At 63.7% G+C, this 25,612-nt stretch carries 22 protein-coding genes; 8 read left to right on the forward strand and 14 right to left on the reverse strand.

All coding sequences use genetic code 11. The annotated features are described in order from the left end of the window. Nucleotides 1–19: 19 nt before the first annotated feature. Nucleotides 20–964: a GlxA family transcriptional regulator gene (locus ACIQUF_RS12200; protein ID WP_403131659.1), complete on the reverse strand. Its 945-nt coding sequence runs from the start codon at nt 962–964 to the stop codon at nt 20–22. 146 nt (nt 965–1,110) lie between these two features. Here ACIQUF_RS12200 and choX point away from each other — a divergent pair, with 146 nt between their 5' ends. The 5 genes from choX (at nt 1,111) to ACIQUF_RS12225 (ending at nt 5,028) form a co-directional block, all read left to right on the forward strand. After that, nucleotides 1,111–2,055 carry a choline ABC transporter substrate-binding protein gene (choX, locus tag ACIQUF_RS12205; RefSeq protein WP_403131661.1) on the forward strand — a complete coding sequence of 315 codons (945 nt, stop codon included), beginning with the start codon at nt 1,111–1,113 and terminating at the stop codon, nt 2,053–2,055. Nucleotides 2,056–2,160: 105 nt separating this feature from the next. Then, nucleotides 2,161–3,045, forward strand: a complete 885-nt coding sequence (locus ACIQUF_RS12210) for a 3-keto-5-aminohexanoate cleavage protein (protein ID WP_346613562.1) — start codon at nt 2,161–2,163, stop codon at nt 3,043–3,045. A gap of 18 nt (nt 3,046–3,063) precedes the next feature. Further along, nucleotides 3,064–4,029: an L-carnitine dehydrogenase gene (locus tag ACIQUF_RS12215; RefSeq protein WP_403131663.1), complete on the forward strand. Its 966-nt coding sequence runs from the start codon at nt 3,064–3,066 to the stop codon at nt 4,027–4,029. Nucleotides 4,030–4,039: 10 nt separating this feature from the next. Further along, nucleotides 4,040–4,516 carry a thioesterase family protein gene (locus ACIQUF_RS12220; RefSeq protein WP_403131664.1) on the forward strand — a complete coding sequence of 159 codons (477 nt, stop codon included), beginning with the start codon at nt 4,040–4,042 and terminating at the stop codon, nt 4,514–4,516. Nucleotides 4,517–4,770: 254 nt separating this feature from the next. Continuing rightward, nucleotides 4,771–5,028, forward strand: a complete 258-nt coding sequence (locus tag ACIQUF_RS12225; RefSeq protein WP_401078610.1) for a hypothetical protein — start codon at nt 4,771–4,773, stop codon at nt 5,026–5,028. A 59-nt stretch (nt 5,029–5,087) separates the two neighbouring features. Here ACIQUF_RS12225 and ACIQUF_RS12230 read toward each other — a convergent pair whose 3' ends face one another. The 7 genes from ACIQUF_RS12230 to ACIQUF_RS12260 form a co-directional block, all read right to left on the reverse strand. After that, a complete protein-coding gene (locus ACIQUF_RS12230; protein ID WP_403131666.1) occupies nt 5,088–6,743 on the reverse strand; it encodes an ABC transporter ATP-binding protein/permease in 1,656 nt (551 codons plus the stop codon). Continuing rightward, a complete protein-coding gene (locus ACIQUF_RS12235; protein ID WP_403131667.1) occupies nt 6,740–9,508 on the reverse strand; it encodes an insulinase family protein in 2,769 nt (922 codons plus the stop codon). The genes ACIQUF_RS12230 and ACIQUF_RS12235 overlap by 4 nt, the downstream gene beginning before the upstream one ends. A gap of 30 nt (nt 9,509–9,538) precedes the next feature. Continuing rightward, entirely contained in the window at nt 9,539–12,376 is a 2,838-nt protein-coding gene (locus tag ACIQUF_RS12240; protein WP_403131668.1) for a secretin and TonB N-terminal domain-containing protein, read from the reverse strand. A 163-nt stretch (nt 12,377–12,539) separates the two neighbouring features. Further along, nucleotides 12,540–13,505: a FecR family protein gene (locus ACIQUF_RS12245; protein ID WP_403131670.1), complete on the reverse strand. Its 966-nt coding sequence runs from the start codon at nt 13,503–13,505 to the stop codon at nt 12,540–12,542. An 88-nt stretch (nt 13,506–13,593) separates the two neighbouring features. Beyond that, nucleotides 13,594–14,094 (reverse strand): sigma-70 family RNA polymerase sigma factor, encoded by a 501-nt coding sequence (locus ACIQUF_RS12250; protein WP_403132509.1) that lies wholly within the window; start codon nt 14,092–14,094, stop codon nt 13,594–13,596. A gap of 173 nt (nt 14,095–14,267) precedes the next feature. Further along, nucleotides 14,268–15,374: a GlxA family transcriptional regulator gene (locus ACIQUF_RS12255; RefSeq protein ID WP_403131671.1), complete on the reverse strand. Its 1,107-nt coding sequence runs from the start codon at nt 15,372–15,374 to the stop codon at nt 14,268–14,270. 392 nt (nt 15,375–15,766) lie between these two features. After that, nucleotides 15,767–17,143 (reverse strand): L-serine ammonia-lyase, encoded by a 1,377-nt coding sequence (locus tag ACIQUF_RS12260; protein WP_403131673.1) that lies wholly within the window; start codon nt 17,141–17,143, stop codon nt 15,767–15,769. Nucleotides 17,144–17,584: 441 nt separating this feature from the next. Between ACIQUF_RS12260 and ACIQUF_RS12265 the strand changes: the two genes are divergently transcribed. The 3 genes from ACIQUF_RS12265 to choV all read left to right on the forward strand — a co-directional run bounded on the left by ACIQUF_RS12265 (nt 17,585) and on the right by choV (nt 20,637). Beyond that, a complete protein-coding gene (locus ACIQUF_RS12265) occupies nt 17,585–18,532 on the forward strand; it encodes a choline ABC transporter substrate-binding protein (protein ID WP_403131674.1) in 948 nt (315 codons plus the stop codon). Nucleotides 18,533–18,613: 81 nt separating this feature from the next. After that, the gene (gene choW / locus ACIQUF_RS12270; RefSeq protein ID WP_400803860.1) at nt 18,614–19,462 is read left to right on the forward strand and encodes a choline ABC transporter permease subunit; all 849 of its coding nucleotides are present in this window, start codon (nt 18,614–18,616) and stop codon (nt 19,460–19,462) included. Continuing rightward, entirely contained in the window at nt 19,459–20,637 is a 1,179-nt protein-coding gene (gene choV, locus ACIQUF_RS12275) for a choline ABC transporter ATP-binding protein (RefSeq protein ID WP_403131676.1), read from the forward strand. The genes choW and choV overlap by 4 nt, the downstream gene beginning before the upstream one ends. A gap of 74 nt (nt 20,638–20,711) precedes the next feature. Here choV and hisF read toward each other — a convergent pair whose 3' ends face one another. The 6 genes from hisF to ACIQUF_RS12305 all read right to left on the reverse strand — a co-directional run bounded on the left by hisF (nt 20,712) and on the right by ACIQUF_RS12305 (nt 25,544). After that, nucleotides 20,712–21,482, reverse strand: coding sequence for an imidazole glycerol phosphate synthase subunit HisF (hisF, locus tag ACIQUF_RS12280; RefSeq protein WP_079226229.1), 771 nt, complete (start codon nt 21,480–21,482; stop codon nt 20,712–20,714). Between the two features lie 10 nt (nt 21,483–21,492). Beyond that, the gene (hisA, locus tag ACIQUF_RS12285; protein WP_060494680.1) at nt 21,493–22,230 is read right to left on the reverse strand and encodes a 1-(5-phosphoribosyl)-5-[(5-phosphoribosylamino)methylideneamino]imidazole-4-carboxamide isomerase; all 738 of its coding nucleotides are present in this window, start codon (nt 22,228–22,230) and stop codon (nt 21,493–21,495) included. A gap of 27 nt (nt 22,231–22,257) precedes the next feature. Next, entirely contained in the window at nt 22,258–22,518 is a 261-nt protein-coding gene (locus tag ACIQUF_RS12290; RefSeq protein WP_403131680.1) for a DUF2164 domain-containing protein, read from the reverse strand. Further along, complete coding sequence (gene hisH, locus ACIQUF_RS12295) at nt 22,519–23,157, reverse strand: imidazole glycerol phosphate synthase subunit HisH (RefSeq protein WP_403131681.1); 639 nt, start codon at nt 23,155–23,157, stop codon at nt 22,519–22,521. It abuts the gene before it with no gap. Beyond that, nucleotides 23,158–23,751, reverse strand: coding sequence for an imidazoleglycerol-phosphate dehydratase HisB (gene hisB, locus ACIQUF_RS12300; protein WP_346613547.1), 594 nt, complete (start codon nt 23,749–23,751; stop codon nt 23,158–23,160). 134 nt (nt 23,752–23,885) lie between these two features. Next, nucleotides 23,886–25,544, reverse strand: a complete 1,659-nt coding sequence (locus ACIQUF_RS12305) for an OFA family MFS transporter (protein ID WP_403131683.1) — start codon at nt 25,542–25,544, stop codon at nt 23,886–23,888. Between the last annotated feature and the right edge of the window lie 68 nt (nt 25,545–25,612).

A 25,612-nucleotide genomic window follows, 5' to 3' on the forward strand; every position in this document is an offset into this window, starting at 1 on the left:
AGGCCGGCCCTGACACACATCAAACCGCCCGCGCCAGCCGATCTTCCCGGGGGCAGCGCTCATACCGCGCCCGATAACACCGGGTAAAGTACGAAGCCGACTCAAACCCACACGCCACCGCCACCTCCAGCACACTCATGTCGGTCTGGCGCAACAACAGCCGCGCCTTGTCCAGCCGTAAGCGCAGGTAAAACCCGCTGGGCGTGTCATCCAGGTGCAAGCGGAACAACCGCTCCAGTTGCCGCCGCGTCACCTGCACCGCCTCCGCCAGCACCTGGGTATTGAGTGGCTGTTCGGTATTGCGCTCCATCTCGCCGATCACCTTCACCAGTTTCTTGTTGCTGATGCCATAGCGGCTGGCGATCTGCATGCGCTGGTGGTCCTGGCGCGGGCGGATACGTCCGAGCACGAATTGTTCGGACACCTGCACTGCCAATTCACTGCCATGGGCCTGGCCGATCAGGTCGAGCATCAGGTCAATGGATGCCGTGCCGCCTGCACAGGTGATGCGCCGGCGGTCGATCTCGAACAGCTCCTGGGTCACATGCAAGCGCGGATAGCGCTCCTTGAAGGCGTCCAGCGCTTCCCAATGCAAGGTGGCGCGATGGCCATCGAGCAGGCCTGCTTCGGCGAGCACCACGGGGCCTGTATCGATGCCACCAAGAATCACGCCCTCGTGATCGAGGCGGCGCAACGCCTGTTGCAGCGCCGGGCCGTAAAAGGCCAGCGGCTCGAAGCCGGCGACAATCAACAGTATCCCGCCCGGCTCCCCCTCCCCCAGCGCGCCGTCGGCATTCACCGACATGCCATTGCTGGCTTCAACCGCGCCGCCATCCAGGCTCAGCACCCGCCAGCGGTATGAAGGCCCTTTGAAGCGGTTGGCCACGCGCAGCGGCTCCAGGGCACTGATGAAGCCGATGGCCGAGAAACCCGGCAGCAGCAGGAAATGAATCAGTTGCGGCATTGCATGCTCCACGTTGCAGGTGGTCGCTTCCGTACTAGTGTTGGTCGCCAGGGTGCGATTTTCCACCCTGGCGCCAGCGTAGCGTATTCAAACGGCCCGCAGAGGCCGCCCTCAATAACAATATGCACTGCCGATGGAGAGCCACCATGCACAGCTTGATCCGCCGCAGCCTGTTGTCCCTTGCCGTGAGCTGCATCGTTGCAACCCCGCTTTTCGCCGCCGAGCCTGCGGCCTGCAAGAACGTGCGCCTGGGCGTGGTCAACTGGACCGACGTCATCGCCACCAGCGCCATGGCCCAGGTGCTGCTCGACGGCCTGGGTTACCAGACCAAGCAGACCAGCGCCTCGCAGCAGATCATCTTCGCCGGCATCCGTGACCAGCGCCTGGACATGTTCCTGGGTTACTGGAACCCGATCATGACCCAGACCATCACCCCCTTCGTCGATGCCAAGCAGGTCAAGGTGCTCGACAAACCGAGCCTGGAAGACGCCCGCGCCACCTTGGCCGTGCCCAAGTACCTGGCCGACAAGGGCCTGAAAAGTTTCGCCGACATCGCCAAGTTCGAGAAAGAGCTGGGCGGCAAGATTTACGGCATCGAGCCAGGCTCCGGCGCCAACACGCAGATCAAGGCGATGATCGCCAAGAACCAGTTCGGGCTGGGCAAGTTCCAGCTGGTCGAGTCCAGCGAAGCCGGCATGCTCGCCGCCGTCGACCGCGCCGTGCGGCGCAAGCAGGCGGTGGTGTTCTTCGGCTGGGCGCCGCACCCGATGAACGTGAACATCGACATGGTTTATCTGGGTGACAGCCAGGATGCCCTCGGCCCGGATGAAGGCCGTGCCACGGTGTGGACGGTGACCGCGCCGGATTACGCCGAGCGCTGCCCCAACGCCAATCGGCTGCTGGCCAACCTGAACTTCAGCGCCGAGGACGAGAGCCGGATGATGCAGCCGCTGCTCGACCACAAGGACGCGCTGGAGTCGGCCCGCCAGTGGCTGAAGGACCATCCCGAGGGCAAGGCGCGCTGGCTTGAGGGGGTGACTACCTTCGATGGCAAGCCTGCGGCTGAGAACCTCAAGCTTACTGCCAACTGATAGTTCGCTTCGCGGATGAATCCGCTCCTACGGGGTCCCGCGTGGACCCTGTAGGAGCGGATTCATCCGCGAAAAGCCCACAACCGATCTCACAAGGAATCCACCATGAACCACGACGTCATCATCACCTGCGCCCTCACCGGCGCCGGCGACACGGTCGCCAAGAGCCACCTGGTCCCAGTCACTCCCAAGCAAATCGCCGAATCCGCCGTCGAAGCCGCAAAGGCCGGCGCCACCGTGGTCCACTGCCACGTCCGCGACCCGCAAACCGGCCGTTTCAGCCGCGACGTCAACCTCTACCGCGAAGTCATGGAACGCATCCGCGAAGCTGACGTGGACATCATCGTCAACCTCACTGCCGGCATGGGCGGCGACCTGGAAATCGGCCCGGGCGAATCGCCCATGGAATTCGGCCCCGGCACCGACCTGATCGGCCCGCTGGAACGCCTGGCCCACATCGAAGCGCTGCTGCCGGAAATCTGCACCCTCGACTGCGGCACCCTCAACTTCGGAGACGGCAACGCAATCTACGTTTCCACCCCCGCACAGCTGCGCGCCGGGGCCAAGCGCATCACCGAGTTGGGCGTGAAAGCCGAGTTGGAAATCTTCGACACCGGCCACCTGTGGTTCGCCAAGCAGATGATCAAAGAGGGCCTGCTCGATGACCCGCTGTTCCAGCTGTGCCTGGGTATCCCGTGGGGCGCACCGGCCGACACCACCACCATGAAAGCGATGGTCGACAACCTGCCCGCCAACGTCACCTGGGCTGGCTTCGGCATCGGCCGCATGCAGATGCCGATGGCCGCGCAAGCCATGCTCCTCGGCGGCAACGTGCGGGTCGGCCTTGAAGACAACCTGTACCTGGACCGAGGTGTGCTGGCCAGCAACGGCCAGCTGGTGGAACGTGCCGCCGAGATCATCACCCGCCTGGGCGGCCGCGTACTGACCCCGGCAGAAGGCCGGGAAAAAATGAACCTCAAACGCCGCTGATCCCTTCAGGAGACTGATATGCCCTTCATCACCGAGATCAAGACCTTCGCCGCCCTGGGTAGCGGCGTGATCGGCAGCGGCTGGGTCGCCCGCGCCCTGGCCTACGGCCTGGACGTGGTCGCCTGGGACCCGGCGCCGGGCGCCGAGCAGGCCCTGCGCAAGCGCATCGCCAACGCCTGGCCTGCGCTTGAGAAACAAGGCCTGGCGCCGGGCGCCGCACAAGACCGTCTGAAGTTCGTCACAACCATCGAAGAATGCGTTCGCGACGCCGATTTCATCCAGGAAAGCGCACCGGAGCGCCTGGACCTCAAGCTCGACCTGCATGCGAAGATCAGCGCTGCTGCCAAGCCTGATGCAATCATCGGCTCCAGCACCTCGGGCCTGTTGCCCAGCGAGTTCTACGAGTCGTCCACCCACCCGGAACGCTGCGTCGTCGGCCACCCGTTCAACCCGGTGTACCTGCTGCCACTGGTCGAGATCGTAGGCGGCAGCCGCACTTCGCCGGAAGCTATCGAAGCGGCGAAAACCATCTACACCGCCCTCGGCATGCGCCCGCTGCATGTGCGCAAGGAAGTCCCCGGCTTCATCGCCGACCGCCTGCTCGAAGCGCTGTGGCGCGAAGCCCTGCACCTGGTCAACGACGGCGTGGCGACCACCGGCGAAATCGACGACGCCATCCGCTTCGGCGCCGGCCTGCGCTGGTCGTTCATGGGCACCTTCCTCACCTACACCCTGGCCGGCGGCGATGCCGGCATGCGCCACTTCATGTCGCAGTTCGGCCCCGCGCTGAAACTGCCCTGGACCTACCTGCCGGCACCGGAGCTGACCGACAAGCTGATCGACGACGTGGTGGACGGCACCTCGGAGCAGCTGGGGGAACGCAGCATCGCCGCGCTGGAGCGCTATCGTGATGACACCCTGCTCGCAGTGCTGGAAGCGGTGAAGACCAGCAAGGCCAGCCACGGCATGTCGTTCAGCGATTGAGGAGACCACGATGCCCGCACTGATCACCTACCGCACCCCGGTCCAGGAGGACTGGGTCGATTACAACGGGCACCTGCGCGATGCCTTCTACCTGCTGATCTTCAGTTACGCCACCGATGCGCTGATGGAGCGCATCGGCCTGGATGCCGACAGCCGTGGGCAGAGTGGGCACTCGCTGTTCACCCTGGAAGCGCACATCAATTATCTGCACGAGGTGAAGCTAGGCACCGAGGTGTGGGTGCAGACGCAGATCATAGGTTTCGACAGCAAGCGGTTGCAGGTCTATCACAGCCTTCACCGGGCAGGGTTCGACGAGGCGCTGGCGGCCAGCGAGCAGATGCTGCTGCATGTGGACCTGGCGGGGCCGAAAGCGGCGCCATTCAGCGAGCGCAGCGTGGGTTTGCTGCAGGGACTTGTGGCCGAACAGCAAGATCTTCAGGCGCCCGCCTTCCTGGGCCGGGTGATTGGCTTGCCGCAAAAAAAATAACCCCGCAAAGCCGTGAGCCAGCGGGGCCAAGAGCGAGCAACATCCACTGTGCGTGAGTGAGGGTGACCAAACCCTCCGGTACCGTGAATGGGGTCAGTGTGCTGAGTTCCCGGCACAAGGAATTAGCCGGGAGCGACCTGTTCTTAGCCAAAGCAGTCATGCCGACATTCAGTTGTTGCGGGCATGTCGCCATGGACACAGAATCGGTCGTAAATCACAGCAGCACTCTCTTAGCGATAAAAGGGACAACAGCCATGATGCATGCGGATTTGATTGACCAGGACGACCTCGCCGGCCACCTGCGCGCGCGCGGTTTCGATATCCCTGCCGGGGCCAGTGCCGAGCAGGCGTGCGAGGCGGTGGTGCGCGGGCTGACCGAGCCCAATGCGCGGGCGCTGAAAGGCATGGTCGAGCAGATGTATACCGGTAGCGCGACGATTTTGCCGGCGGTGCGTCAGGCCATCGACAAGCAATTGCTGCCGGCATTGGCGAGTTTCAGCAAGCGGGCTTGAAAAGGGTTTGCCTGTACCGGCCTCTTCGCGGGCAAGCCCGCGAAGAGGCCGGTACAGATTCACACCGCTTCCAGCTCCACTGTTTTCCCAAACACCGAAGCCAACCCTTCCTGGTGAGTGACGGCCACCACCGTACACCCCGGCAACTCCCGCTTGAGCATCTCCAGCAACCCCCGCGCACTGCCGGTATCCAGCTGACTGGTTGCCTCATCCAGATACAGCGTATCCGGCCGATACAACAACGCCCGCGCCAGGCCGACCCGCTGCTGTTCACCACCGGAAAGCACGCGATCCCACTCCGCCTGCTTGTCCAGTTGCCCGATCAGCCCGCCCAAGCCCACCTTGCCCAGCACATCGACCAACACCACATCGTCGATCGCCTGCACCTGTGGATAAGCCAGCAACCCGCGCAGGCTCATGTGCGGCATGTAGGGTTTCTGCGGCAACAACAGGCTGCGCCCCGGAGGCAGCTGCCAGTTGCCCAGGCAGTAGGGCCACAGCCCCTGCAGGGTGCGCAGCAAGGTCGACTTGCCCAGCCCGCTGCGCCCGCCCAGGCGTAACCATTGGCCCTGCCCCACGCGCAAGTCGAAGTCGCGCAGCATGGCGCTGCCATCCGGCCGGCACAGCGTCAGCCCGCGTGTGCACAGGCAGTCGCCGCGCGCAGCAGCAACGGCCTGTTCGCGGCTGGCGACAATCGCCTGTTCGAACTGCTCCAGCCGCTGCAGCGCGGCGCTCCAGCGCACCAGCCGGGTATACAGCTTGATGAACCAGCTGAGCGAGCCGTGCACGGCGCTGAACGCGCTGCGGATCTGCATCAGTCCACCAAGGGTGATGGTCTTGGCCATGAACGCCGGCAACGCCGCGAACACGGGGATGATCAAGCTGAGGCGTTCGTAGGAGACGGTGAACAGGCTGAGATTGCGCTCACGCCCCATCAACTGCCGCCAGTTGTCGGCGATGGCGCGAAAGCGCTCGGCCAGGTGCGCGCGCTCGACGGCCTCGCCACGGTACAGGGCGATCTGCTCGGCATGGTCGCGCTTGCGCAGTAGGCTGGCGCGAAAGTCTGCTTCGCGGTGCTCGCGCTCGTAGTTGAGCGCATGCAGCGGCTTGCCGATCAGGTGGGTGAACAGGCTGCCGAGCACGGTGTAGGCCAGTACGATCCACACCAGATAGCCATGCACCGTGAAGCTTTCGCCGAACAGGCTGAAGGTCTGCACGCCCGACAGGTTCCACAGGATGATCACGAACGCACCGACCTGCGCCAGGTTGATCACCAGCGACGCCACCAGTTCGATGCTCAGGCCGACCATCAGGTCGACGTCCTGGGCAATGCGCTGGTCGGGGTTGTCCGGCTCGCCGGTCAGGCCCAGGCGGTAGAACGCCTGGTCGGCCAGCCAGGCATCGGTCAGGCGCCCGGTCATCGCCTGGCGCCAGCGCAGCTCCAGGCCTTTGCGGATGTAATCCATGGCCACGACGATCAGCACATAGCTGCACAGGTACAGCGCGTACTCGCTGACCAGGCCGTACAGCCCGGTCGTGTCGAACGCGGCCAGGGTGTCGTAGAACGTCTTGCTCCAGCTGTTGATCAGTACATTGATCTGCACCACCAGCAATCCCAGGCCGATCACCGCTGCCAGCATCAGCCAGGCGGGCCACTGGCGGCGGTCGTGCCAGAACGGGCGGCTCAGGCGGTAGAACGTGCGCAGGGTCTTCACAGGGCCTGCTCCAGCGCGGCGGGCGATGGCAGCAGGCGCAGCTGCACCTGGTTGGCGGCGGGGAACAACTGCCGGGCCAGTTGCTGCATGGCTGGCAAGGTCAACGCCTCGGGCAATTTGGCCTGTTCGCTGAGGTAGCGTGGGTCCTGATAGTGGCGCTCGCTGAGGATCAGACGCTTGAACTGGGTTTGCGGATCTTCGCGGCGCTTGGCTTCCTGGCGCACCAGCTCGCGGCGCGCGGTGTGCAGCCACTGTTCATCCACGGTCAAACCGGCCAGGGTGTTTTGCGCCATTGCCCACAATTCATCCACGCGCGCCGGGTCGCAGGTGAAGTTCAGGCTGCTTTCGATGCGCTGCGAGTCGGGGTCGAGCTGTGCGTCGAAACTCAGGCGATAAACCCCCGAGGCCTCGCCGCGCAGCTGCTGCTTGAGCCGCTGGTTGGCCAGCTCGCGCAGCAATGCGACGCGCATGGCGGCTTGTGGTTGCCAGGCTTTGGACTGGTAGCTGCTGGCCTGCAGCACGGCACGTGGCTCCAGGGCGATGGCCAGGTCGCTGCGGCGCTGGCCGGCTTGCTGCACGGCCGCTTGCGGGCTGGGTGAAGCGCCGCGCGGCAGGTTGGCCAGGTAGTCGCGCACCAGCGGGTCCAGCTGCTCTGCGGGCACATCGGCCATCAGGTAATAGGTCACCGGTGCACTGGCAAGGCGCTGCCAGTCGGCTTGCAGTTGCTTTTGATCGAGTTGTTGCAACGCTTCCGGGTCCGGCGTTTGCCAATGATCGGCACCGTACTTCAGCTTGCGCTGCGCGCTCTCCTGGCGCGAACGCACATCTTCAGGACGGCTGCGCAAACGCTGCAGCAGATCACTGCGGGCCTCGTGGAACAGGGTCGGATCGATGCCTGCCTGCTGGCTCAGGCGATAGCTCTGGAGCATGGCTTGCAGTTGCTCGGGAGCACCGCTGAGGTTCAGCTGCAGGCGTTGCGGTTGATGCTCAAGGCTGAGCGTGGCCCGCTGCTTCTCGCGCCACGCCTGGGCGCCTTGCGGCCCGCTGCGTACAGCCAGTTGCGCGGCCATCTGCAAGCGCCACGCGGGGGCGTCGGCCAGGCGATAGCCGGCGGACGAGTCGGCTTGCAGCAACCACTTGCCGTCCGGGCCGTTACGGCGCAGCCACACCAGGCGATCGCCATTGCCCAGGGTCCAGTGTTCGACCTGTTCGGCGGGGAATGTCTTGCGGGCGACGATGTTCCCGGCGGGGGCCGGGGCATCGGGTTCATATTCAGCAACAGCCGGCGCTTCGGCTTGCTGTTGCACAGGGGCGCCCAGCACCTGCTTGGCGATCTCCGCCTGCAATGCCTCGACCGCCGCGACGCTCGGCAAGGCGACCTGCGACTGCCCGGGCACGCTGATCTGCAGCACGCGGTCGGCACTGCCCAGCCACAACCGCAGCCTGTCGTTCAGGTCTTCGCGGTCGACGTCTGGCAATACATCCAGATAGCGCTGGGCAGCCGCATGCCGCTCGACAACGCGGCCTTCTGGCGCGGTGGCGTTGTTGAGCTGCTCGACCCACTGCTCGAAGGTGCGTGGCGCCTGATTAGCCAAGGTCTTGTCGGCCAAGGCGCGGATATGGCTGCGCTCGCTCTCGAAGTCTTGTTCGCTGAAGCCGTGTTGGCGCAGGCGCTCGATCTCGGTCAGCAACTGACGTAGCGCCTGTTCGTGCTGCAGGCCTTCGACGCCTGCCGCAATCCCCAGCACCGTCGATTGGCTGCCGATCAGGGTTTTCTGTGCGGTGAAGCTGCGCACGCCGGTTTGCCGAGGCTGACGACGCAGATTGTCGACCAGCGCGGCCAGGGCCATGCGGTCGATCAAGCGCTCACGCAGGGCGATCTGGGAGGTACCGCGGCTGTCCGGCTCGTGCAGGCGCAGCAACAGCGACACCTGATTGCTGCCGGACTGCGGGTCCTGCAGGCGGAAAATTTTCAGCTGGTTATCCAATGGCAGGTCGCGATGATCGCGCCGCGGTGTTTCACTGCCCTGGGCTTTGCCAAACACGCTTTCGATCTGCGCCAGCATAGCCTTGGGCTCAAAATCGCCCACCGCTGAAATGACCAGGTTGGAAGGCTGGTACCAGGTGGCCTGGTACGCCTGCAGGCTGGCCAGGCTGGCACTGCGGATAGCCGCTTCGTTGCCGATGGTGCGGTGTGCCGGGTAGCGCGAGCCGACCCGCTGCGACGCCGTGCGCTGTTCGTTCATGCGCTGTGCCACGCCCAACCCGCCGCGCCATTCTTCGATGACGATCGGCCGCTCACGCTCCAGATCCGCCGCGCTGTAGTCGCGGGCGAAGGCCATGTCGGCCAGCACCTGCAAAGCCTGCGGCGCCTGGCGCATGCCTGCCGGCGGGCTGAGCATGTATTGAGTGCGCTCGTAGTTGGTCACGGCATTGAAGTGCCGGCCTTGCACCCAGCCCAGCCCGACCATGCGCGCGCGCAGGTTCTGCGCCTGCCCGGCACGGCTGTGGAACACCAGGTGCTCGACCAGGTGGGCGACGCCGACCTGGTCGTCGGCCTCGTCCACGGAGCCGGCGTTGACGGTCATGCGCAGGTCCAGCCGGCCGGGTTGCGCGGCCTCGCGCACCAGGCGGTATTGCACACCGTTGGCCAGGGTGCCTTGAGTGACCTGGGCATCCCAGGGCAACGGCGCGTCAGGTTCGGGCAGCGACGCGCAGGCGCCGAGCAGCAGCGGGCCGAGCAGGCCCGCAATGAGCTTTTTCATCAGGGTGTCCACGGTTTTTTTAGGGAGGGGTCAGAAGCGGTAGCCGACTTCCAGCCAGTACTGGCGGCCGACTTCGTAGCTCACCAGGCTCACCGACTCGCGGCTGGAGATCTTGTTGACCTTGTCGGTGACGTTGGTGATATCGACGTTGACGAAAAACGCCTGGTCCTTGCCGGTAGGGATGTCCCAGGCCAGCTTCATGTCCCAGGTCGGTGCCGCCGGAGTGGCCACGGTCTCGTAGCGGCTGAGCACTTCGCCGTCGACCTCGATGTCTTCGTCCAGGTTGACGACCTGGTCGTACGCTCCGCGATAGCGCAGGAAGTTGCTGATCGACAGGTTCCACTGGGGGATGTCGGTGATGGTGGTCAGCCGCGCGGTCCAGGGCCGGTTGTAGTCGCTGCCCGGCAGTTCGTGGTACGGAATGCGCTTGCCGTCGAGTACCACATCGTTGCCGGCCAGCTCGTCACCGTCCAGGCCTGCCTCGTAAGTCTGGCCATAACCGCTCTTGGTCCGCGACCAGTCCAGGGCCAGCTGCACGCTGGTGCTGGTGCCCTTGAAGCGCAGGGGCTGCATCGGCGTGACGGTCAGGCTGACGTTCTCGGTCTCGCTGGTACCGGCGTTGAGGTAGGCGTAGTAATCCTTGCTGTAGCCTTCGGGAATATCCTTGGCATCCAGGTTGTAATAGGGCCGGGTGCGATAGATCTGGTCGTGGCCCTTGCGGTTGACGTACTTGAGCTGAAATTCGGTGTCGAACCAGCGTTGGTTGAGCCCCAGCATCAACTCGTCGTCGTAGGGGATGTCCATGCTGGAGAACCTGCTCATGTTCTTGTTGGTGCTCGACAGTGCCCATTCGGCGGCCTGGGTGGCGCGGGTGTAGCGCGAGGTGAACTGCTGGCGGCCATCGGCCAGGCGATACTTGAACAGGTTGCGGCCGTAGTAGCGGTTGGCGCCGAACACCAGCACCGTGCTGCGGTCGCCAAAGAAGTCGTAATCGCCGGCAAAGCGCGGCGCCAGGCTCTTCTGCTCCATGTAGTCGTCGCCCTCGAAGCGCAGGCCGGGGCGCAGGGTGAGCTTGCCGTAGCCGATCTCGTCCTGGACGAACAGCGCGTATTTCTTCTGCTCCATGTCGATCTTGCCGGCGCCGTAGACCATCATCGCCGAGCCGTATTGGCGGTTGTTGCCGTTGAGCAACTGCCCGTTCGAGCACCAAGGGTCGCCGCCACTGCACACGCCGTTGTCGCGCTTCAAGGTAGTGATCGACAGCGCTTCATCCTCACGCTCCCAGCTCGCCCGCTGATAGCCAAGCTCAAGGCCGGTGGTCAGGCTGTGCGCCGCAGAACCGATGCTGAACGTCTGCCAGTCGGCCTTGAGCTTGTAGTCGATGCTGCGCTGGGTCTGGTAGAGGCTGCCGAAACCGCCCTCGGCGCTGCGCGCGTTACTGTCGTCGGGGTTACCCCAGTTCTTGGTGTCGGACCAGTACCACTTGATCTCCTGGTTGCGGTCGGAGTCGCGCGAGGCGTACAGGTTGCTCACCGCCAGTTGCTGCGTCCAGCGGGCGGTATCGCCTTCGTAGATGGCCTTGAACGAGCCCTGCCAGCCGCCGTTGATGTTGGTGTAGCCGGAGTCGCGGTAGTCCTCGCGGTAATAGGTGTTTTCCTGCGGGGCGTAGACGATCGAGGTGTCGAGGGTCAGGCGGTCGTTGACGTTCCAGTAGGTCTTGAGCAGGAAGTTGTCCAGCGCCCGGGTCTGTTCCTGTTCGTTGTCGTTGTTTGGGCTGTTGTAGCCGTTGGCATAGGTACGCAGTGGCAGGTACGAGCGCTTCTGCGAGAAGTTGAACAACACGCCGAAGTCGTCGGTCAGGTGGCCTTCGAGCGTGCCGCGCAGGGTGGTCTTGGTGAACTCGGGTTGGTTCTTCTCGTTCGACGAGGTGTCGAATGTTTCTTTGTTCTCGCGGGTGATGTGGTAGCTGGTCCACTCCGAACGGGTCATGGCGTAGGACAGCTTGCCGTGCAGGTCGTAGCTTGGGCGACGGGTGATGGCGTCGACCACGCCGCCATTGAAGCCGCCGTATTCGACCGGGACGTTGCTGTCGTAGACCTTGATCTCTTCGAGCAGGTCGGCGTCCAGGGCTATGCCGTGCGAGCGGCTGGGCGCCGAATCGAACTGGCGGGTTTCGTTGTAGCCGTGGGCGCCGGGGTCGAGGTCGTTGTTGATCGAGATGCCGTCGATCATGAAGTTGTTCTGGTAGAACTTGGCGCCGTTGATGCTGATGTCGGCGGGGTCGATTTCGCCCGGCGTGTTGGAACTCTTCTGCTCGGTGCTGAACTGCACGTTGGGGTGCATCTGCAGCAGCGTGGTGATATCGCCGTTGGCACCGGGGAAGGCCTGGATCGCCTTGCGGTCGATGACCTTGGCACCCATGTAGCTGTTCTCTTCGGTGTCGCCGAGGATCACCGTGTTGTGCAGCTCCAGCGAACCGTTGCCGGCCTGGAGCAGGCGAAACACCAGCGCGCCGTCCTGGTAATCCCAGGTGATGCCGGTGCCGATCAGCAACTGCGCCAGCGCCGACTCGCTGCTGAGCTGGCCGCTGATGGCGGTGGACTGCAGGCCATCGAGCAGGTCGGGGTCGACCGTGACCTGCATGCCGCTCTGCTGGCCGAAATTGATCAGGGCGATGGCGAGCTTCTGCGCGGGGATATCGAAGCTGTGCACCTGGGTAAGCTCGCTGCGCTGCGCAGGCTGTTCGGCAAAGGCCGACACCACCGCCAGCGAGCTGCACAACCCCAGTACTCCTGCACCAGCAGCTTGTTTCAGGCGCAACGACCAACCCCGCGCTTGGCGCGGCCTACGGCTTGTTGTTTCAGTCATCCCACGTCCCCGCCCCGGGCAGTCGCCGGGCATTAAATTGAATACGAATCGATATCAGTTGTTGCGCGCGGGGGAGAAGACGGGGCAGTTCAGGGAATTTTCAGAAGATTTTTGAATTTTTTTTGACGGGGGAATTTGGAGCCGCAAAGCGGCCCCGGATATCTCATGGCCGGCTGAGCACCCACAGCCAAGGCCCATAGCTTTCAACCTGGCCTCCGTGTGGCCGGACCACCGCGCGCAGCGCCGCCTCAGGCTTGCGCAGGTCATATACGCCGCTAACGCGCTTCACGCCCAGCGCGTCATCACGCAGCAGCACCTTGCCTGGCAGGTACCGCGCCAACTCGGCCACCAGTTCGGCCACTGGCGTCTCATCGGCAATCAGCTGCCCCTGGCGCCACGCCGCCGCCTGGGACGGCTGGAACGGCAGCACCTGCGCCTGCCCTTGGACATAGCGCAGCTTCTGCCCAGCCGTCAGCGCGGCGGCCAGCACCTGGGCCTTCGCGGTGTCTTCGACCCGCACCGAGCCGTGCTGCACATCCACCCCCATCCTGCCCGGCCGCAGCTCGACGTTGAACGCAGTGCCGGTGACCGTCACCTGCACGTCGTCGACACGCACATGAAACGGCTTGGTCTTGTCAGGTGTGACTTCAAAGAACGCCTGGCCCGCCAGCAGCTTCACGTTGCGGTGATTGCCGGAGTAGTCCACGGCGATTGCCGTGTCGCTGTCCATCTGCACCACGCTGCCATCGGCCAGCGTCACATCGCGGGTCTCGCCCTGGGCGGTGCGGTAGTCGGCTTGCAGGCGCAGGCTCAGCGACGGCGCCACGGCTACCATCAGGCAGGCGGCCACCGCTGCACCGAGCCACCAGCGGCGGGTCGGTTTTCTTTTCGGCAGCGGCACGACCGTGGCGGTTGGTTCGGGCCACTGCTCGACGGTGGCAGGGGCCAGCTGGCCGGTCAGGCGCCAGACCCGCTCGGCCTTGCCGTAGGCCTGGGCATTGGCCACATCGCTGGCGCACCACTGCGCCAGCTCGGCACGCAGCTGCGCATCGTGCGGGGCCTGCTGGATGCGCAGGAGCCAGTCCAGGGCCTGGTCGCGGCGGCTGGATACGCGATCTGCTGACGTCATGTCCGGCAAGTCTCCTGGGGGCTCGGGGGCGCGAAGGGTCGCACAGAGTCGGCCCGTTGAGCAAAGGACGCACCAGCAGCCGGATTTTTCACAGATCGTCCTCCAGGTGTTCCATGCAATGGCGCAAGGCGTCGTGGACCAACTGGTGCACCAGGCTCACCGAGACGTTCAGGTGGGCGGCCACCTGCTGCAGGGTGAAGCCACCCAGGCGGTGCATCTCGAAGGCCAGGCGGGTGCGCGCAGGCAACGCCTCAAGGGCACGGCTGATGGCGGCGAGCTCGTCCTGCTGGGTGACGGTCTGTTCGGGCGAGGCGCTGCTGGACGGCAATTCGGCGAGTATCTCGTCGCTTGCGGGCTGGGCCTTCTCGGTGGCCGTACGGCGGGTCTGGTCGAGCGCCAGGTTGCGCACGATGCGGTAGAGATAGCTGGCTGGGTGGCGGATCTCGGCGTCGCTGTCCTGGCGGCTGAAACGCAGCCAGGCTTCCTGCACCACGTCTTCGGCACGGGCACGGCAACCCACGATTGGCGCGGCATAGTCGACCAATGCTGCCCGGTGGGCGAGGTAGAGTTGCAGTTTGTCGTCCGCCACGGGGTGGTATGCCAAGCGATTTCGGGGGCGGGGATGTTACCTGTAGTCGAGAATCATTATCAACCGAAGGATTTGTATTGCCTGGGCTGGCCTCTTCGCGGCTGAAGCCGCTCCCACTGGGTAACGCTACTTCCAGTGGGAGCGGCTTCAGCCGCGAAAAGGGCGACGCTGTATCAGAGCCTCACACTGGCAAACGTCGACTCATTGCGCGCCTGGCTCAGCGCCGCCATCGGCCCGCTGTGCGGCGACAAGGCCATGGCCTGCGGAATCGGCATCATCGCCACCTGCTGCGCAGTATTGGACCCTACCCGCTCATCGCGCGGCGGAATACCGAAGTACTCGCGGTAGCACTTGGAGAAATGCGGCGTGGAAACGAAACCGCACACCGACGCCACTTCGATGATCGACATCGGCGTTTGCTTGAGCAGCTGCCGCGCGCGGATCAGGCGCAGCTTCAGGTAGTAGCGCGACGGCGAGCAGTGCAGATACTTCTGGAACAGCCGTTCGAGCTGGCGCCGCGACACCGACACGTAAACCGCCAGTTCATCGAGGTCGATCGGCTCTTCGAGGTTGGCCTCCATCAACGCGACGATTTCCTGCAGCTTCGGCTGGTTGGTGCCGAGCATGTGCTTGAGCGGCACGCGCTGGTGATCCTGCTCGTTGCGAATGCGCTCGTAGACGAACATCTCGGAGATCGCCGCCGACAGTTCGCGGCCATGATCACGGCTGATCAGGTGCAGCATCATGTCCAGCGGCGCGGTGCCGCCGGAGCTGGTGAAGCGGTTGCGGTCGAGGGTGAACAGGCGTGTGCTCATGTTGGCCCGTGGGAAGGCCTCCTGCATGGCCGCCAGGCATTCCCAGTGCACGCTGCAATCGAAGCCGTCGAGCAGGCCGGCACAGGCCAGCGCCCAGCTGCCGGTGCACACAGCGCCCAGCCTGCGCGACTGGCGCGCCTGGGCCTGCAGCCAGGTGACGTGTTCACGGGTGACGCTGCGCTGGATACCCACGCCGCCGCAGACGATCACGGTGTCGATTGGCGGCGCGCTGTGCATGGCCGCGTCCGGGGTGATCTGCAAGCCATCACTGGCCCACACCTGGCCGCCATCGGCCGTCAGCGTATGCCAGCGATACAGCTCGCGGCCGGACAGCTGGTTGGCCATGCGCAGCGGCTCGACGGCCGACGCCAGGGAAATCAGGGTGAAATTGTCCAATAGAAGAAACCCGATGGACTGGGGTGCTGTGCGGTTCTGGGTTGGGTTCCCGGAGGTGTACGACGTCATCGCGGTTTCTCCTCACACAAATGCAGGGTGTGCCTCAGGCGGGCACTGATTTTTTGTTATGGCCCCTGATTCGGTCGCAGGGGCTTGTGGCCAATCTCAACGCAATCGCCGTGCCTGAATTTGAACGGCTATCCAAAAAAACCTGAAAACGACGCCTTCGTTGGGCAAATCAGGCGTTTCGATCAAGTTGGCCTGTCGTCGCAAAGCGGCGGGCTAGCGCCGTTGGTGTAACAGCTGAGCAATTTGGTGACACGCGCAGTGTAGGTTTCCCAGAAACGACACTCTTGAGTGTCACCGACAATGCCCACACTGATCACGACATCCGACAATCGGTAGATGCACAAACGCCCCATAACGGGGCGTCGTGACCAGCATAGCGCGCGTTCAGCGCATCAACATTCGATGACGCTGACCGCCAGGCCACCGCGCGAAGTCTCTTTGTACTTGTCGTGCATGTCGGCGCCGGTGTCGCGCATGGTGCGGATCACCTGGTCGAGGGAGATGAAGTGTTCGCCGTCGCCGCGCAGGGCCATTTGCACGGCATTGATGGCTTTCACTGCGGCAATCGCGTTGCGCTCGATGCACGGCACCTGCACCAGGCCGCCGACCGGGTCGCAGGTCAGGCCAAGGTTGTGTTCAAGGGCAATCTCGGCGGCATTTTCCACCTGTGGCGGGGTCGCCCCCAGCACTTCGGCAAGGCCCGCCGCCGCCATGGCGCAGGCCGAACCGACCTCGCCCTGGCAGCCGACTTCGGCGCCAGAGATCGACGCGTTTTTCTTGCAGAGGATGCCCACGGCGGCTGCGGCGAGGAAGTAATCGACCACGTTGGAATCATTCACCGCATCACTGAAGCGCATGTAGTAGTGCAACACTGCCGGGATGATGCCGGCCGCGCCGTTGGTGGGCGCGGTCACCATGCGCCCGCCGGCAGCGTTCTCTTCGTTGACCGCCAGGGCGAACAGGTTGACCCACTCCATGGCGCTCATGGTCGAGCCGATCACGTTGGGCTTGCCCATTTCCTGCAGGCTGCGGTGCAGCTTGGCGGCGCGGCGGCGCACGTTCAGCCCGCCGGGCAGGATGCCTTCGTACTTGAGGCCATTGTTGACGCATTCCTGCATGGCTTCCCAGAGCTTATATAGGCCCGCACGAATCTCTTCCTCGCTGCGCCAGACCTTCTCGTTGGCCATCATCAATTGCGACACGCTGAGGTCGTTTTGCTTGCACAGACGCAGCAGTTCGGCGGCGCTGTTGAAATCGTACGGCAGCACCGTCTGGTCGGCGTCCAGCACGCCACTGGCGGCCTGGGCTTCATCGACCACGAAGCCACCGCCCACCGAATAGTAGGTGTCGCGGTGCAGCTCGCCGTGCTCGCCTTCGGCGATCAGGGTCATGGCATTGGGGTGGTAGGGCAGGTTCTCGTCCAGCAACAGCATGTCGCGAGCCCAGACGAATTCGATGGGCAAGCGGTTGTCGAGCTTGAGTATGTCGGTTTCGCGCAGGTCGGCGATACGCGGGACGATCTGGGTCGGGTCGATGGCGTCCGGCCATTCGCCCATCAGGCCCATGATGGTGGCGTTGTCGGTGCCGTGGCCAATGCCGGTGGCCGACAACGAACCGTACAGCCGTACCTCGATGCGCTTCACGTGCTCCAGCTCGCCGCGCTCACGCAGGCCCTGGACGAACAACGCCCCCGCACGCATGGGGCCGACGGTATGCGAGCTGGAGGGGCCGACACCGATCTTGAACAGGTCGAACACGCTGATGGCCATTGTCGCTTCACCTCTTGCTGGGCTTGTCTCTGCGCGCCATGCGCAGGGCGGGGCAACTGCTAGGCTGAAGCTGCGAGCCGCCACGAATGCACGCATCATCGGGCTTTTACGCACCCCCTCGCCGTCTGCAACCGACGTAATTTTGCTCAGCAGCGCCGTGCTGTTTTGGTCACTTGTGCGCCGTTTTCCGGCGCTTGGATGACGGAAAAATGCGCAAGCAAGGGTGGATAAATCCATAAGCGACGTCGCCCGTACTGGATACGACCCGTTGCGTACTGGATACGACCCCACCAGTAGGCGATTGCCCGACGCTGGAGGATTATCGAAAGCGACTCGTATTGCACGGCCTCGCATCCTGCCCTCTGCAGGCCTGGTCGACCGGACCCTGAGAACGCCCGGCGGCCCTCGCGAACCCGAAGATAAAATCACAGGAGTCCATCCATGAAAGGTTCACCCTCGCTGTTGCTGGTCGCGTTGCTGTCCGCACCGTTACTGGCCCAGGCTGCAGAACCCGAGCAGTGCCAGACGGTGCGTTTCTCCGATGTCGGCTGGACCGACATCACCGTGACCACAGCGACCACCAGCGTCGTGCTCGAAGCCTTGGGTTACAAGACCCACACCACCATGATCTCGGTGCCGGTGACCTACAAGTCGCTGGCCGCCGGCAAGGACCTGGACGTGTTTCTCGGCAACTGGATGCCGACCATGGAGAACGACATCAAGCAGTACCGCGACGCCGGCACGGTGGAGACCGTGCGCGCCAACCTGGAAAACGCCAAGTACACCTTGGCCGTGCCCCAGGCGCTGTATGACAAAGGCCTCAAGGATTTCGCCGACATTGCCAAGTTCAAGAAGGAGCTGGACGGCAAGATCTACGGCATCGAGCCCGGCAACGACGGCAACCGCACCATCCAGAGCATGATCGACAAGAACGCCTTCGGCCTCAAGGACGCCGGTTTCAAGATCGTGCAGTCCAGCGAGGCCGGCATGTTGTCGCAAGTCGAGCGGGCACAGAAACGCGGTGAGGCGGTGGTGTTCCTGGGTTGGGAACCACACCCGATGAACACGCGTTTCAAGATGCAGTACCTGACCGGTGGGGACGAGTTCTTCGGCCCCGACTTCGGCAAGGCGACCGTGCTGACCAATACCCGCAAGGGCTATGTGCAGGAATGCAGCAACGTAGGCCAGCTGTTGAAGAACCTGTCGTTCGAGCTCAAGGATGAAAGCACCATGATGGGCTATGTCCTGGACGACAAGATGAAGCCCGAGGCGGCCGCGCAAAAGTGGCTCAAGGACAACCCAGGCAAGCTGGACGCCTGGCTGGCCGGGGTGACCACCGTGGATGGCAAACCCGGCCTTGAGGCGGCCAAAGCCAAACTGACGCAATAACGCAAGACGCTCAAGCAACACCGCGGGGCGAGACCGTGCTCGCCCCGGACTGATTTCAATCATTGCAGGTGGAAGCTCGCTATCATGCTTATCGATCAGAAAATACCCCTGGGGCAGTACATCGCGTCGTTCGTCGAATGGCTGACCCAGAACGGCGCGAACTACTTCGACGCCATCGCGCAAGGCCTGGAGTTCATGATCCACGGCGTCACCAGCGCCCTGACCTGGTTCAACCCGTTCGTTCTCATCGCCCTGTTCGCCGCCCTCGCGCACCTGATTCAGCGCAAATGGGCACTCACTGTGTTCGTCGCCCTTTCCTTCCTGCTGATCCTCAACCTGGGGTACTGGCAGGAAACCATGGAGACCCTGGCGCAGGTCACCTTTGCCACCGTGGTGTGCGTGGCCATCGGCGTGCCGTTGGGCATCGTCGCCGCTCACAAGCCAATGTTCTATACCGCGATGCGGCCGGTGCTCGACCTGATGCAGACGGTGCCGACCTTCGTTTACCTGATCCCTACCCTGACCCTGTTCGGCCTGGGCGTGGTGCCGGGGCTGATCTCGACGGTGGTGTTCGCCATCGCCGCGCCGATTCGCCTGACCTACCTGGGCATCTGCGACGTGCCGCAAGAGCTGCTCGACGCCGGTAAAGCCTTTGGCTGCTCGCGCCGCCAGCTGCTGACCCGCATCGAACTGCCCCACGCGATGCCGAGCATCGCTGCCGGTGTCACCCAATGCATCATGCTGTCGCTGTCGATGGTGGTGATCGCCGCCCTGGTGGGCGCCGACGGCCTGGGCAAACCTGTGGTCAACGCACTCAACACCGCCGACATTTCCCTGGGCTTCGAAGCGGGCCTGGCGATCGTGCTGCTGGCGATCATGCTCGACCGTATCTGCAAGCAACCGGAAGTCACGGTAAGGGGTGAAGCATGAGCATCATTCGATTCGAAGACGTCGACGTCATCTTCTCCAACAAACCGCGCGAGGCCCTGTCGCTGCTCGACGAAGGCAAGACCCGCGAGCAGATCCTCAAGCAGACGGGCCTGGTGGTCGGCGTCGAAAAGGCCAACCTGGACATCAACAAGGGTGAGATCTGCGTGCTGATGGGCCTGTCCGGCTCCGGCAAGTCGAGCCTGCTGCGCTGCATCAACGGCCTTAACACCGTCAGCCGCGGCAAGCTGTTCGTCGAGCACGAAGGCAAGCACATCGACATCGCCCACTGCACCCCTGCAGAGCTGAAGATGATGCGCACCAAGCGCATCGCCATGGTGTTCCAGAAGTTCGCCCTGATGCCCTGGCTGACGGTGCGCGAGAACATCAGCTTTGGCCTGGAAATGCAGGGACGCCCGGAGAAGGAACGGCGCAAGCTGGTCGACGAGAAACTTGAGCTGGTGGGCCTGACCCAGTGGCGCAACAAGAAGCCGGATGAGCTTTCAGGTGGCATGCAGCAGCGCGTGGGCCTGGCCCGGGCGTTGGCGATGGATGCCGACATTCTGTTGATGGACGAACCGTTCTCCGCACTCGACCCGCTGATCCGCCAAGGCCTGCAGGACGAGCTGCTGGAGCTGCAGCGCAAGCTGAGCAAGACCATCGTGTTCGTTAGCCACGACTTGGACGAGGCGCTGAAGCTGGGTTCGCGCATCGCGATCATGAAGGACGGGCGGATCATCCAGTACAGCAAGCCCGAGGAGATCGTGCTCAACCCGGCGGACGAATATGTGCGTACCTTCGTCGCCCATACCAACCCGCTGAACGTGTTGTGCGGGCGCAGCCTGATGCGCACGCTGGACAACTGCAAGCGGATCAATGGCTCGGTGTGCCTGGATCCGGGTATCGACTCGTGGCTGGACCTGGGCGAAGGCGGTTCACTCAAGCGTGCGCGCCAGGGGCAGAACGGGCTGGACCTGCAGAACTGGGCGCCGGGGGAAGATGTGGATCTGCTGGAGCGGCGGCCGACCTTGGTCAATGCCGATATCGGCATGCGCGAGGCGCTGCGGATTCGTTATCAGACCGGCAACAAGCTGGTGTTGCAGGATAACGACAAGGTGGTGGGGATATTGGGGGATACCGAGCTTTATCACGCGTTGCTTGGCAAGAATCACGGGTGATGCAAATTGGGGCCGCTTTGCGGCCCATCGCGGCTGAAGCCGCGATGGGCCGCAAAGCAGCCCCAATCACTCCATCAGCGAACCACAATCCCGCGCGAAGCCATATAGGCCTTGGCTTCCGGCACCGTGTACTCACCAAAGTGGAAGATACTCGCCGCCAACACCGCACTGGCATGCCCTTCCAGAATCCCGTCGGCCAAGTGCTGCAGATTACCCACACCACCCGACGCAATCACCGGAATCCCCAGCGCATCACTGATGGCGCGGGTCACACCCAGGTCGAAGCCATTCTTCATGCCGTCCTGATCCATGCTGGTCAGCAGGATCTCACCGGCACCCAGCCCTTCCATCTTCTTCGCCCACTCGACCGCATCCAGCCCGGTCGGCTTGCGCCCGCCGTGGGTGAAGATTTCCCAGCGCGGTTCTTCACCCGGCCCGGACACCTTCTTCGCGTCGATCGCCACCACGATGCACTGCGAACCGAATCGGTCGGCGGCTTCGCCGACGAACTCCGGGTTGAACACTGCGGCAGTGTTGATGGAAACCTTGTCGGCACCGGCGTTGAGCAGGTTACGGATGTCCTGCACGGTGCGCACGCCACCGCCCACGGTCAGCGGGATGAACACCTGGCTGGCCATGCGCTCGACGGTGTGCAGCGTGGTGTCGCGGCCATCGACGCTGGCGGTGATGTCGAGGAAGGTGATTTCGTCGGCACCTTGCTCGTTGTAGCGACGGGCAATCTCCACCGGGTCACCGGCGTCACGGATGTTCTCGAACTTGACGCCCTTGACCACCCGGCCGTTGTCCACGTCCAGGCAAGGGATGATGCGCTTGGCCAGTGCCATGGTTCAGTCCTCAGCCTTGGTAGTTGTCGCAGAAGGCCTGGGCCTCGGCGACATCGAGAGTGCCTTCGTAGATGGCACGGCCGGTGATGGCGCCGACGATGCCTGGCGCCTTGGCGTCGAGCAGGGCCTTGATGTCACCCAGGTTGTGGATGCCGCCCGAGGCGATCACCGGAATGCGCGTGGCTTCGGCCAGCGCCTTGGTGAAGGGTACGTTGCAGCCCTGCATCATGCCGTCCTTGGCGATGTCGGTGTAGACGATCGCCGAGACGCCATCGGCCTCGAAACGCTTGGCCAGGTCGATGACCTGCACCGAGCTCACTTCGGCCCAGCCGTCGGTGGCGACGAAGCCGTCCTTGGCGTCCAGGCCGACGATGACCTTGCCCGGGAAGGCCTTGCACGCTTCGGCGACGAACTCAGGCTGCTTGACCGCCTTGGTGCCGATGATCACGTAGCTGACGCCCGCCTTGACGTAGTGCTCGATGGTTTCCAGCGAGCGGATGCCACCGCCGATCTGGATCGGCAGGGTCGGATAGCGCTTGGCGATGGCGGTGACCACTTCACCATTGACCGGCTGGCCTTCGAAGGCGCCGTTGAGGTCGACCAGATGCAGGCGGCGGCAGCCACCCTCGACCCATTTGGCGGCCATGCTCACCGGATCGTCGGAGAATACCGTGGAGTCTTCCATGCGGCCCTGGCGCAGGCGCACGCAAGCACCGTCCTTCAGATCGATAGCGGGGATAATCAGCATCTTGGGAACCTGTCTATTTGTTGGGTTTCAGGGCTTCTCGAGTGCCCACAGGTCGCTTTCGATGCTCTCGAACCGCTCCTTGAGGTGCAGCTGAACATCGGCAATCGCCCTGTTGTAGTAATGGGGTGCAATCTCTTTGCTGAACAGCTCGAGGACCTCGGCCACTTCGAACGACCCCAGCTGCAGCTCGAAGCGGTCTTCGAGGAAACGCTTTAGCGTGTCCAGCGCCTCGCGCTCCTGCTCGGCGGCCAGGGTGATGACCGGGGCCTTGGTCTTCGATCGGCTCATTTACCAGCGCCCGTCCCAGGCAACGAAGTTCTGCAGCAGCTGCAGGCCATGGGTATGGCTCTTCTCCGGGTGGAACTGCACGGCAAAGCGCGAACCGTCAGCCAGCGCTGCGGCGAAGTCGACGCCATAGTGGCCGCGACCGACCACCTGGCCAGGCTTGCCGGCATTGATGTAGTAGCTGTGCACGAAATAGAAACGCGCGCGGTCAGGGATGTCGTGCCACAGCGGGTGGTCGATGCTCTGGCTGACTTCGTTCCAGCCCATGTGCGGCACCTTCAGGTGCTCGCCATCTTCCTCCAGGCCTTTGCCGAAGAAGCGCACCTGGCCCGGGAACAGGCCGATGCAATCGACGCCATCGTTCTCTTCGCTGTGGTCCAGCAACGCCTGCATGCCGACGCAGATGCCGAGGAACGGGCGGTCCTGGCTCACTTCGCGCACCAGGCTGTCGAAGCCCAGGCGGCGGATCTCGGCCATGCAGTCGCGAATTGCGCCCACGCCCGGGAACACCACGCGGTCAGCTTCGCGGATTACCGCGGCATCGCTGGTGACCAGCACCTTGCCGGCACCGACGTGCTCGAGCGCCTTGGCCACCGAGTGCAGGTTGCCCATGCCATAGTCGATTACGGCTACCGTCTGCATTTACAGGCATCCCTTGGTGGATGGCATCTGCCCGGCCATGCGCTCGTCGAGGGTTACAGCCATGCGCAGCGCGCGGCCGAATGCCTTGAACACGGTTTCGATCTGGTGGTGGGTGTTGTGGCCACGCAGGTTGTCGATGTGCAGGCTGACCAGGGCGTGGTTGACGAAGCCCTGGAAGAACTCCTGGAACAGGTCGACATCGAAGCCACCGACCGTGGCGCGGGTGTACGGCACGTGCATCTGCAGGCCTGGGCGGCCAGAGAAGTCGATGACCACGCGCGACAGCGCTTCGTCCAGCGGCACATAGGCATGGCCGTAGCGGAAGATGCCTTTCTTGTCGCCGATGGCCTGGGCGAATGCCTGGCCCAGGGTGATACCGACGTCTTCGACGGTATGGTGATCGTCGATATGCAGGTCACCCTTGCACTCGATATCCAGATCGATCAGCCCGTGTCGGGCGATCTGGTCGAGCATGTGTTCAAGGAAAGGCACGCCGATATCGAATCGGGCTTTGCCACTGCCATCGAGGTTGATCGAGCACTTGACCTGGGTTTCCAGGGTATTGCGCTCGACGGAAGCCTTACGTTCGACCATCACCAGCTCCGCAAAATCATTGGGCGAAAAGGGCTCCATTATAGGCCCAGAACGCGCAAGCTTGAAACGCGGATGACATATGGCAGGTCGCTTTCAGATTCAGGGGCTGCTGCGCAGCCCCCAAGGCAGCTACATCAATGGAACAGGACTGCCGTCTTCTGCAGGGTAATCCACACCCCCCAGGCCAGCGGAATCACCACCACCGCCCAGGCAATCAGCACCAGCGGCAGGCTACCCGGCGCGGCGTGCCACTCCAGCGAACGCGCGCCATCGGCACCTTTGTCGTGGCTCAGCGCCCGCTCGGCGGCAAGCTCGGCGTCGGTCATGAAGTGCTTGTCGGCCACCGGGCGTACCAGCAAGTTGCAGACAAAACCCAGCACCAGCAGGCCGGCGAGGATGTACAGGGTCATGTCGTAAGCCGCTGCACGCTCGACACCTGCCGCCAGCTGAGACTCGCGCAGGTAGGTGATCAACACCGGGCCGAGCACGCCGGCAGCGGCCCACGCCGTCAACAGACGACCATGGATGGCCCCGACCATCTGCGTGCCGAACAGGTCGGCCAGGTAGGCCGGCACCGTGGCGAAACCACCGCCGTACATCGACAGAATGATGCAGAACGCCGCCACGAACAGCGCCACGTTACCCAGGTGGCCCATGTTTGGCACCAGGCTGTAGAGGCCAACGCCCAGGGCGAAGAAGGCGAAGTAGGTGTTCTTGCGGCCGATGTAGTCGGAGAACGATGCCCAGAAGAACCGCCCGCCGATGTTGAACAGGCTCAGCAGGCCGGTAAAGCCGGCGGCGATCGCGGCGATCTGCGCCAGCTGCGCGGCGTTCAGTTCGCTGAAGGTCAGCTCGTTGCCCAGCAGCTTGCCGGCGAACACTTCCTGCAGCAGCGGCGAGGCCATGCCGAGAATGCCGATACCCGCCGACACGTTAAGGCACAATACCAGCCAGATCAGCACGAACTGCGGGGTTTTCCACGCAACGCTCACGTGAACGTGGCGGTCGGTGACCATTGCGTTGGCCTTTTTCACCGGCGCGGTCCAGCCTTCCGGCTTCCAGCCGGTGGGTGGCACGCGGTAAGCCAGGGCGCCCGCGGTCATGAACACGAAGTAGATGGCCGCCATGACCACGAAGCTTTGCCAAACGCCCACTTCATGCTCGTTGCCGAAGTGGCCCATCAGTGCGGTGGCCAGGGGGGCGCCAACCATCGCGCCGCCGCCGAAGCCCATGATCGCCATGCCGGTGGCCATGCCGCGCTTGTCCGGGAACCACTTGATCAGCGTCGAAACGGGCGAAATGTAGCCCAGACCCAGGCCAATACCGCCGATCACGCCGGAACCCAGCCACATCAGCCACAGCTGGTGGGTCTTCACGCCAATCGCCGAGATCAGCATGCCGCCACACCAGCACAGGGCCGATACCAGCCCAGCTTTACGCGGACCGGCGTGCTCCAGCCAGCCGCCCAACACCGCTGCCGAGCAACCGAGGAAGACGAAGAACAGGGTGTAGATCCAGCTCAACATGGAAATCGGCCAGTCGCATTCGGCGCTGAACAGGCGGGCAATGAAGCCCATGTCCGCCGAACAGGCGACCGGCGCGGTGATGCCGATGGCTTGCGACAGCGGCAGCCAGAACACGGAGAAACCGTAGGCCATGCCGATGCACAGGTGAATGGCCAGGGCTGCCGGGGGTACCAACCAGCGGTTGAAGCCCGGGCGGGCGATGATGCGCTCCTTCGACAAGAAGCTCGGGGCGCTGACCCGGGCTTCTGCCGTGATGGTACTGCTCATGGATTCGATCCTTTTGTAGGTAGACGACGCTTGCGCATTGAATGCCCGGCTCTTCTGGCTGTATGCAA

The sequence above is a fragment of the Pseudomonas sp. NPDC090233 genome, assembly GCF_044772285.1.
GTDB lineage: Bacteria > Pseudomonadota > Gammaproteobacteria > Pseudomonadales > Pseudomonadaceae > Aquipseudomonas.

Coding starts and splice junctions, on each gene's coding strand:
- ACIQUF_RS12200 (WP_403131659.1), bottom strand. CDS start 964: ATGCCGCAACTGATTCATTTCCTGCTGCTGCCGGGTTTCTCGGCCATC.
- choX (WP_403131661.1), top strand. CDS start 1,111: ATGCACAGCTTGATCCGCCGCAGCCTGTTGTCCCTTGCCGTGAGCTGC.
- ACIQUF_RS12210 (WP_346613562.1), top strand. CDS start 2,161: ATGAACCACGACGTCATCATCACCTGCGCCCTCACCGGCGCCGGCGAC.
- ACIQUF_RS12215 (WP_403131663.1), top strand. CDS start 3,064: ATGCCCTTCATCACCGAGATCAAGACCTTCGCCGCCCTGGGTAGCGGC.
- ACIQUF_RS12220 (WP_403131664.1), top strand. CDS start 4,040: ATGCCCGCACTGATCACCTACCGCACCCCGGTCCAGGAGGACTGGGTC.
- ACIQUF_RS12225 (WP_401078610.1), top strand. CDS start 4,771: ATGATGCATGCGGATTTGATTGACCAGGACGACCTCGCCGGCCACCTG.
- ACIQUF_RS12235 (WP_403131667.1), bottom strand. CDS start 9,508: ATGAAAAAGCTCATTGCGGGCCTGCTCGGCCCGCTGCTGCTCGGCGCC.
- ACIQUF_RS12240 (WP_403131668.1), bottom strand. CDS start 12,376: ATGACTGAAACAACAAGCCGTAGGCCGCGCCAAGCGCGGGGTTGGTCG.
- ACIQUF_RS12245 (WP_403131670.1), bottom strand. CDS start 13,505: ATGACGTCAGCAGATCGCGTATCCAGCCGCCGCGACCAGGCCCTGGAC.
- ACIQUF_RS12255 (WP_403131671.1), bottom strand. CDS start 15,374: ATGACGTCGTACACCTCCGGGAACCCAACCCAGAACCGCACAGCACCC.
- ACIQUF_RS12260 (WP_403131673.1), bottom strand. CDS start 17,143: ATGGCCATCAGCGTGTTCGACCTGTTCAAGATCGGTGTCGGCCCCTCC.
- ACIQUF_RS12265 (WP_403131674.1), top strand. CDS start 17,585: ATGAAAGGTTCACCCTCGCTGTTGCTGGTCGCGTTGCTGTCCGCACCG.
- choV (WP_403131676.1), top strand. CDS start 19,459: ATGAGCATCATTCGATTCGAAGACGTCGACGTCATCTTCTCCAACAAA.
- hisF (WP_079226229.1), bottom strand. CDS start 21,482: ATGGCACTGGCCAAGCGCATCATCCCTTGCCTGGACGTGGACAACGGC.
- hisA (WP_060494680.1), bottom strand. CDS start 22,230: ATGCTGATTATCCCCGCTATCGATCTGAAGGACGGTGCTTGCGTGCGC.
- ACIQUF_RS12290 (WP_403131680.1), bottom strand. CDS start 22,518: ATGAGCCGATCGAAGACCAAGGCCCCGGTCATCACCCTGGCCGCCGAG.
- hisH (WP_403131681.1), bottom strand. CDS start 23,157: ATGCAGACGGTAGCCGTAATCGACTATGGCATGGGCAACCTGCACTCG.
- hisB (WP_346613547.1), bottom strand. CDS start 23,751: ATGGTCGAACGTAAGGCTTCCGTCGAGCGCAATACCCTGGAAACCCAG.
- ACIQUF_RS12305 (WP_403131683.1), bottom strand. CDS start 25,544: ATGAGCAGTACCATCACGGCAGAAGCCCGGGTCAGCGCCCCGAGCTTC.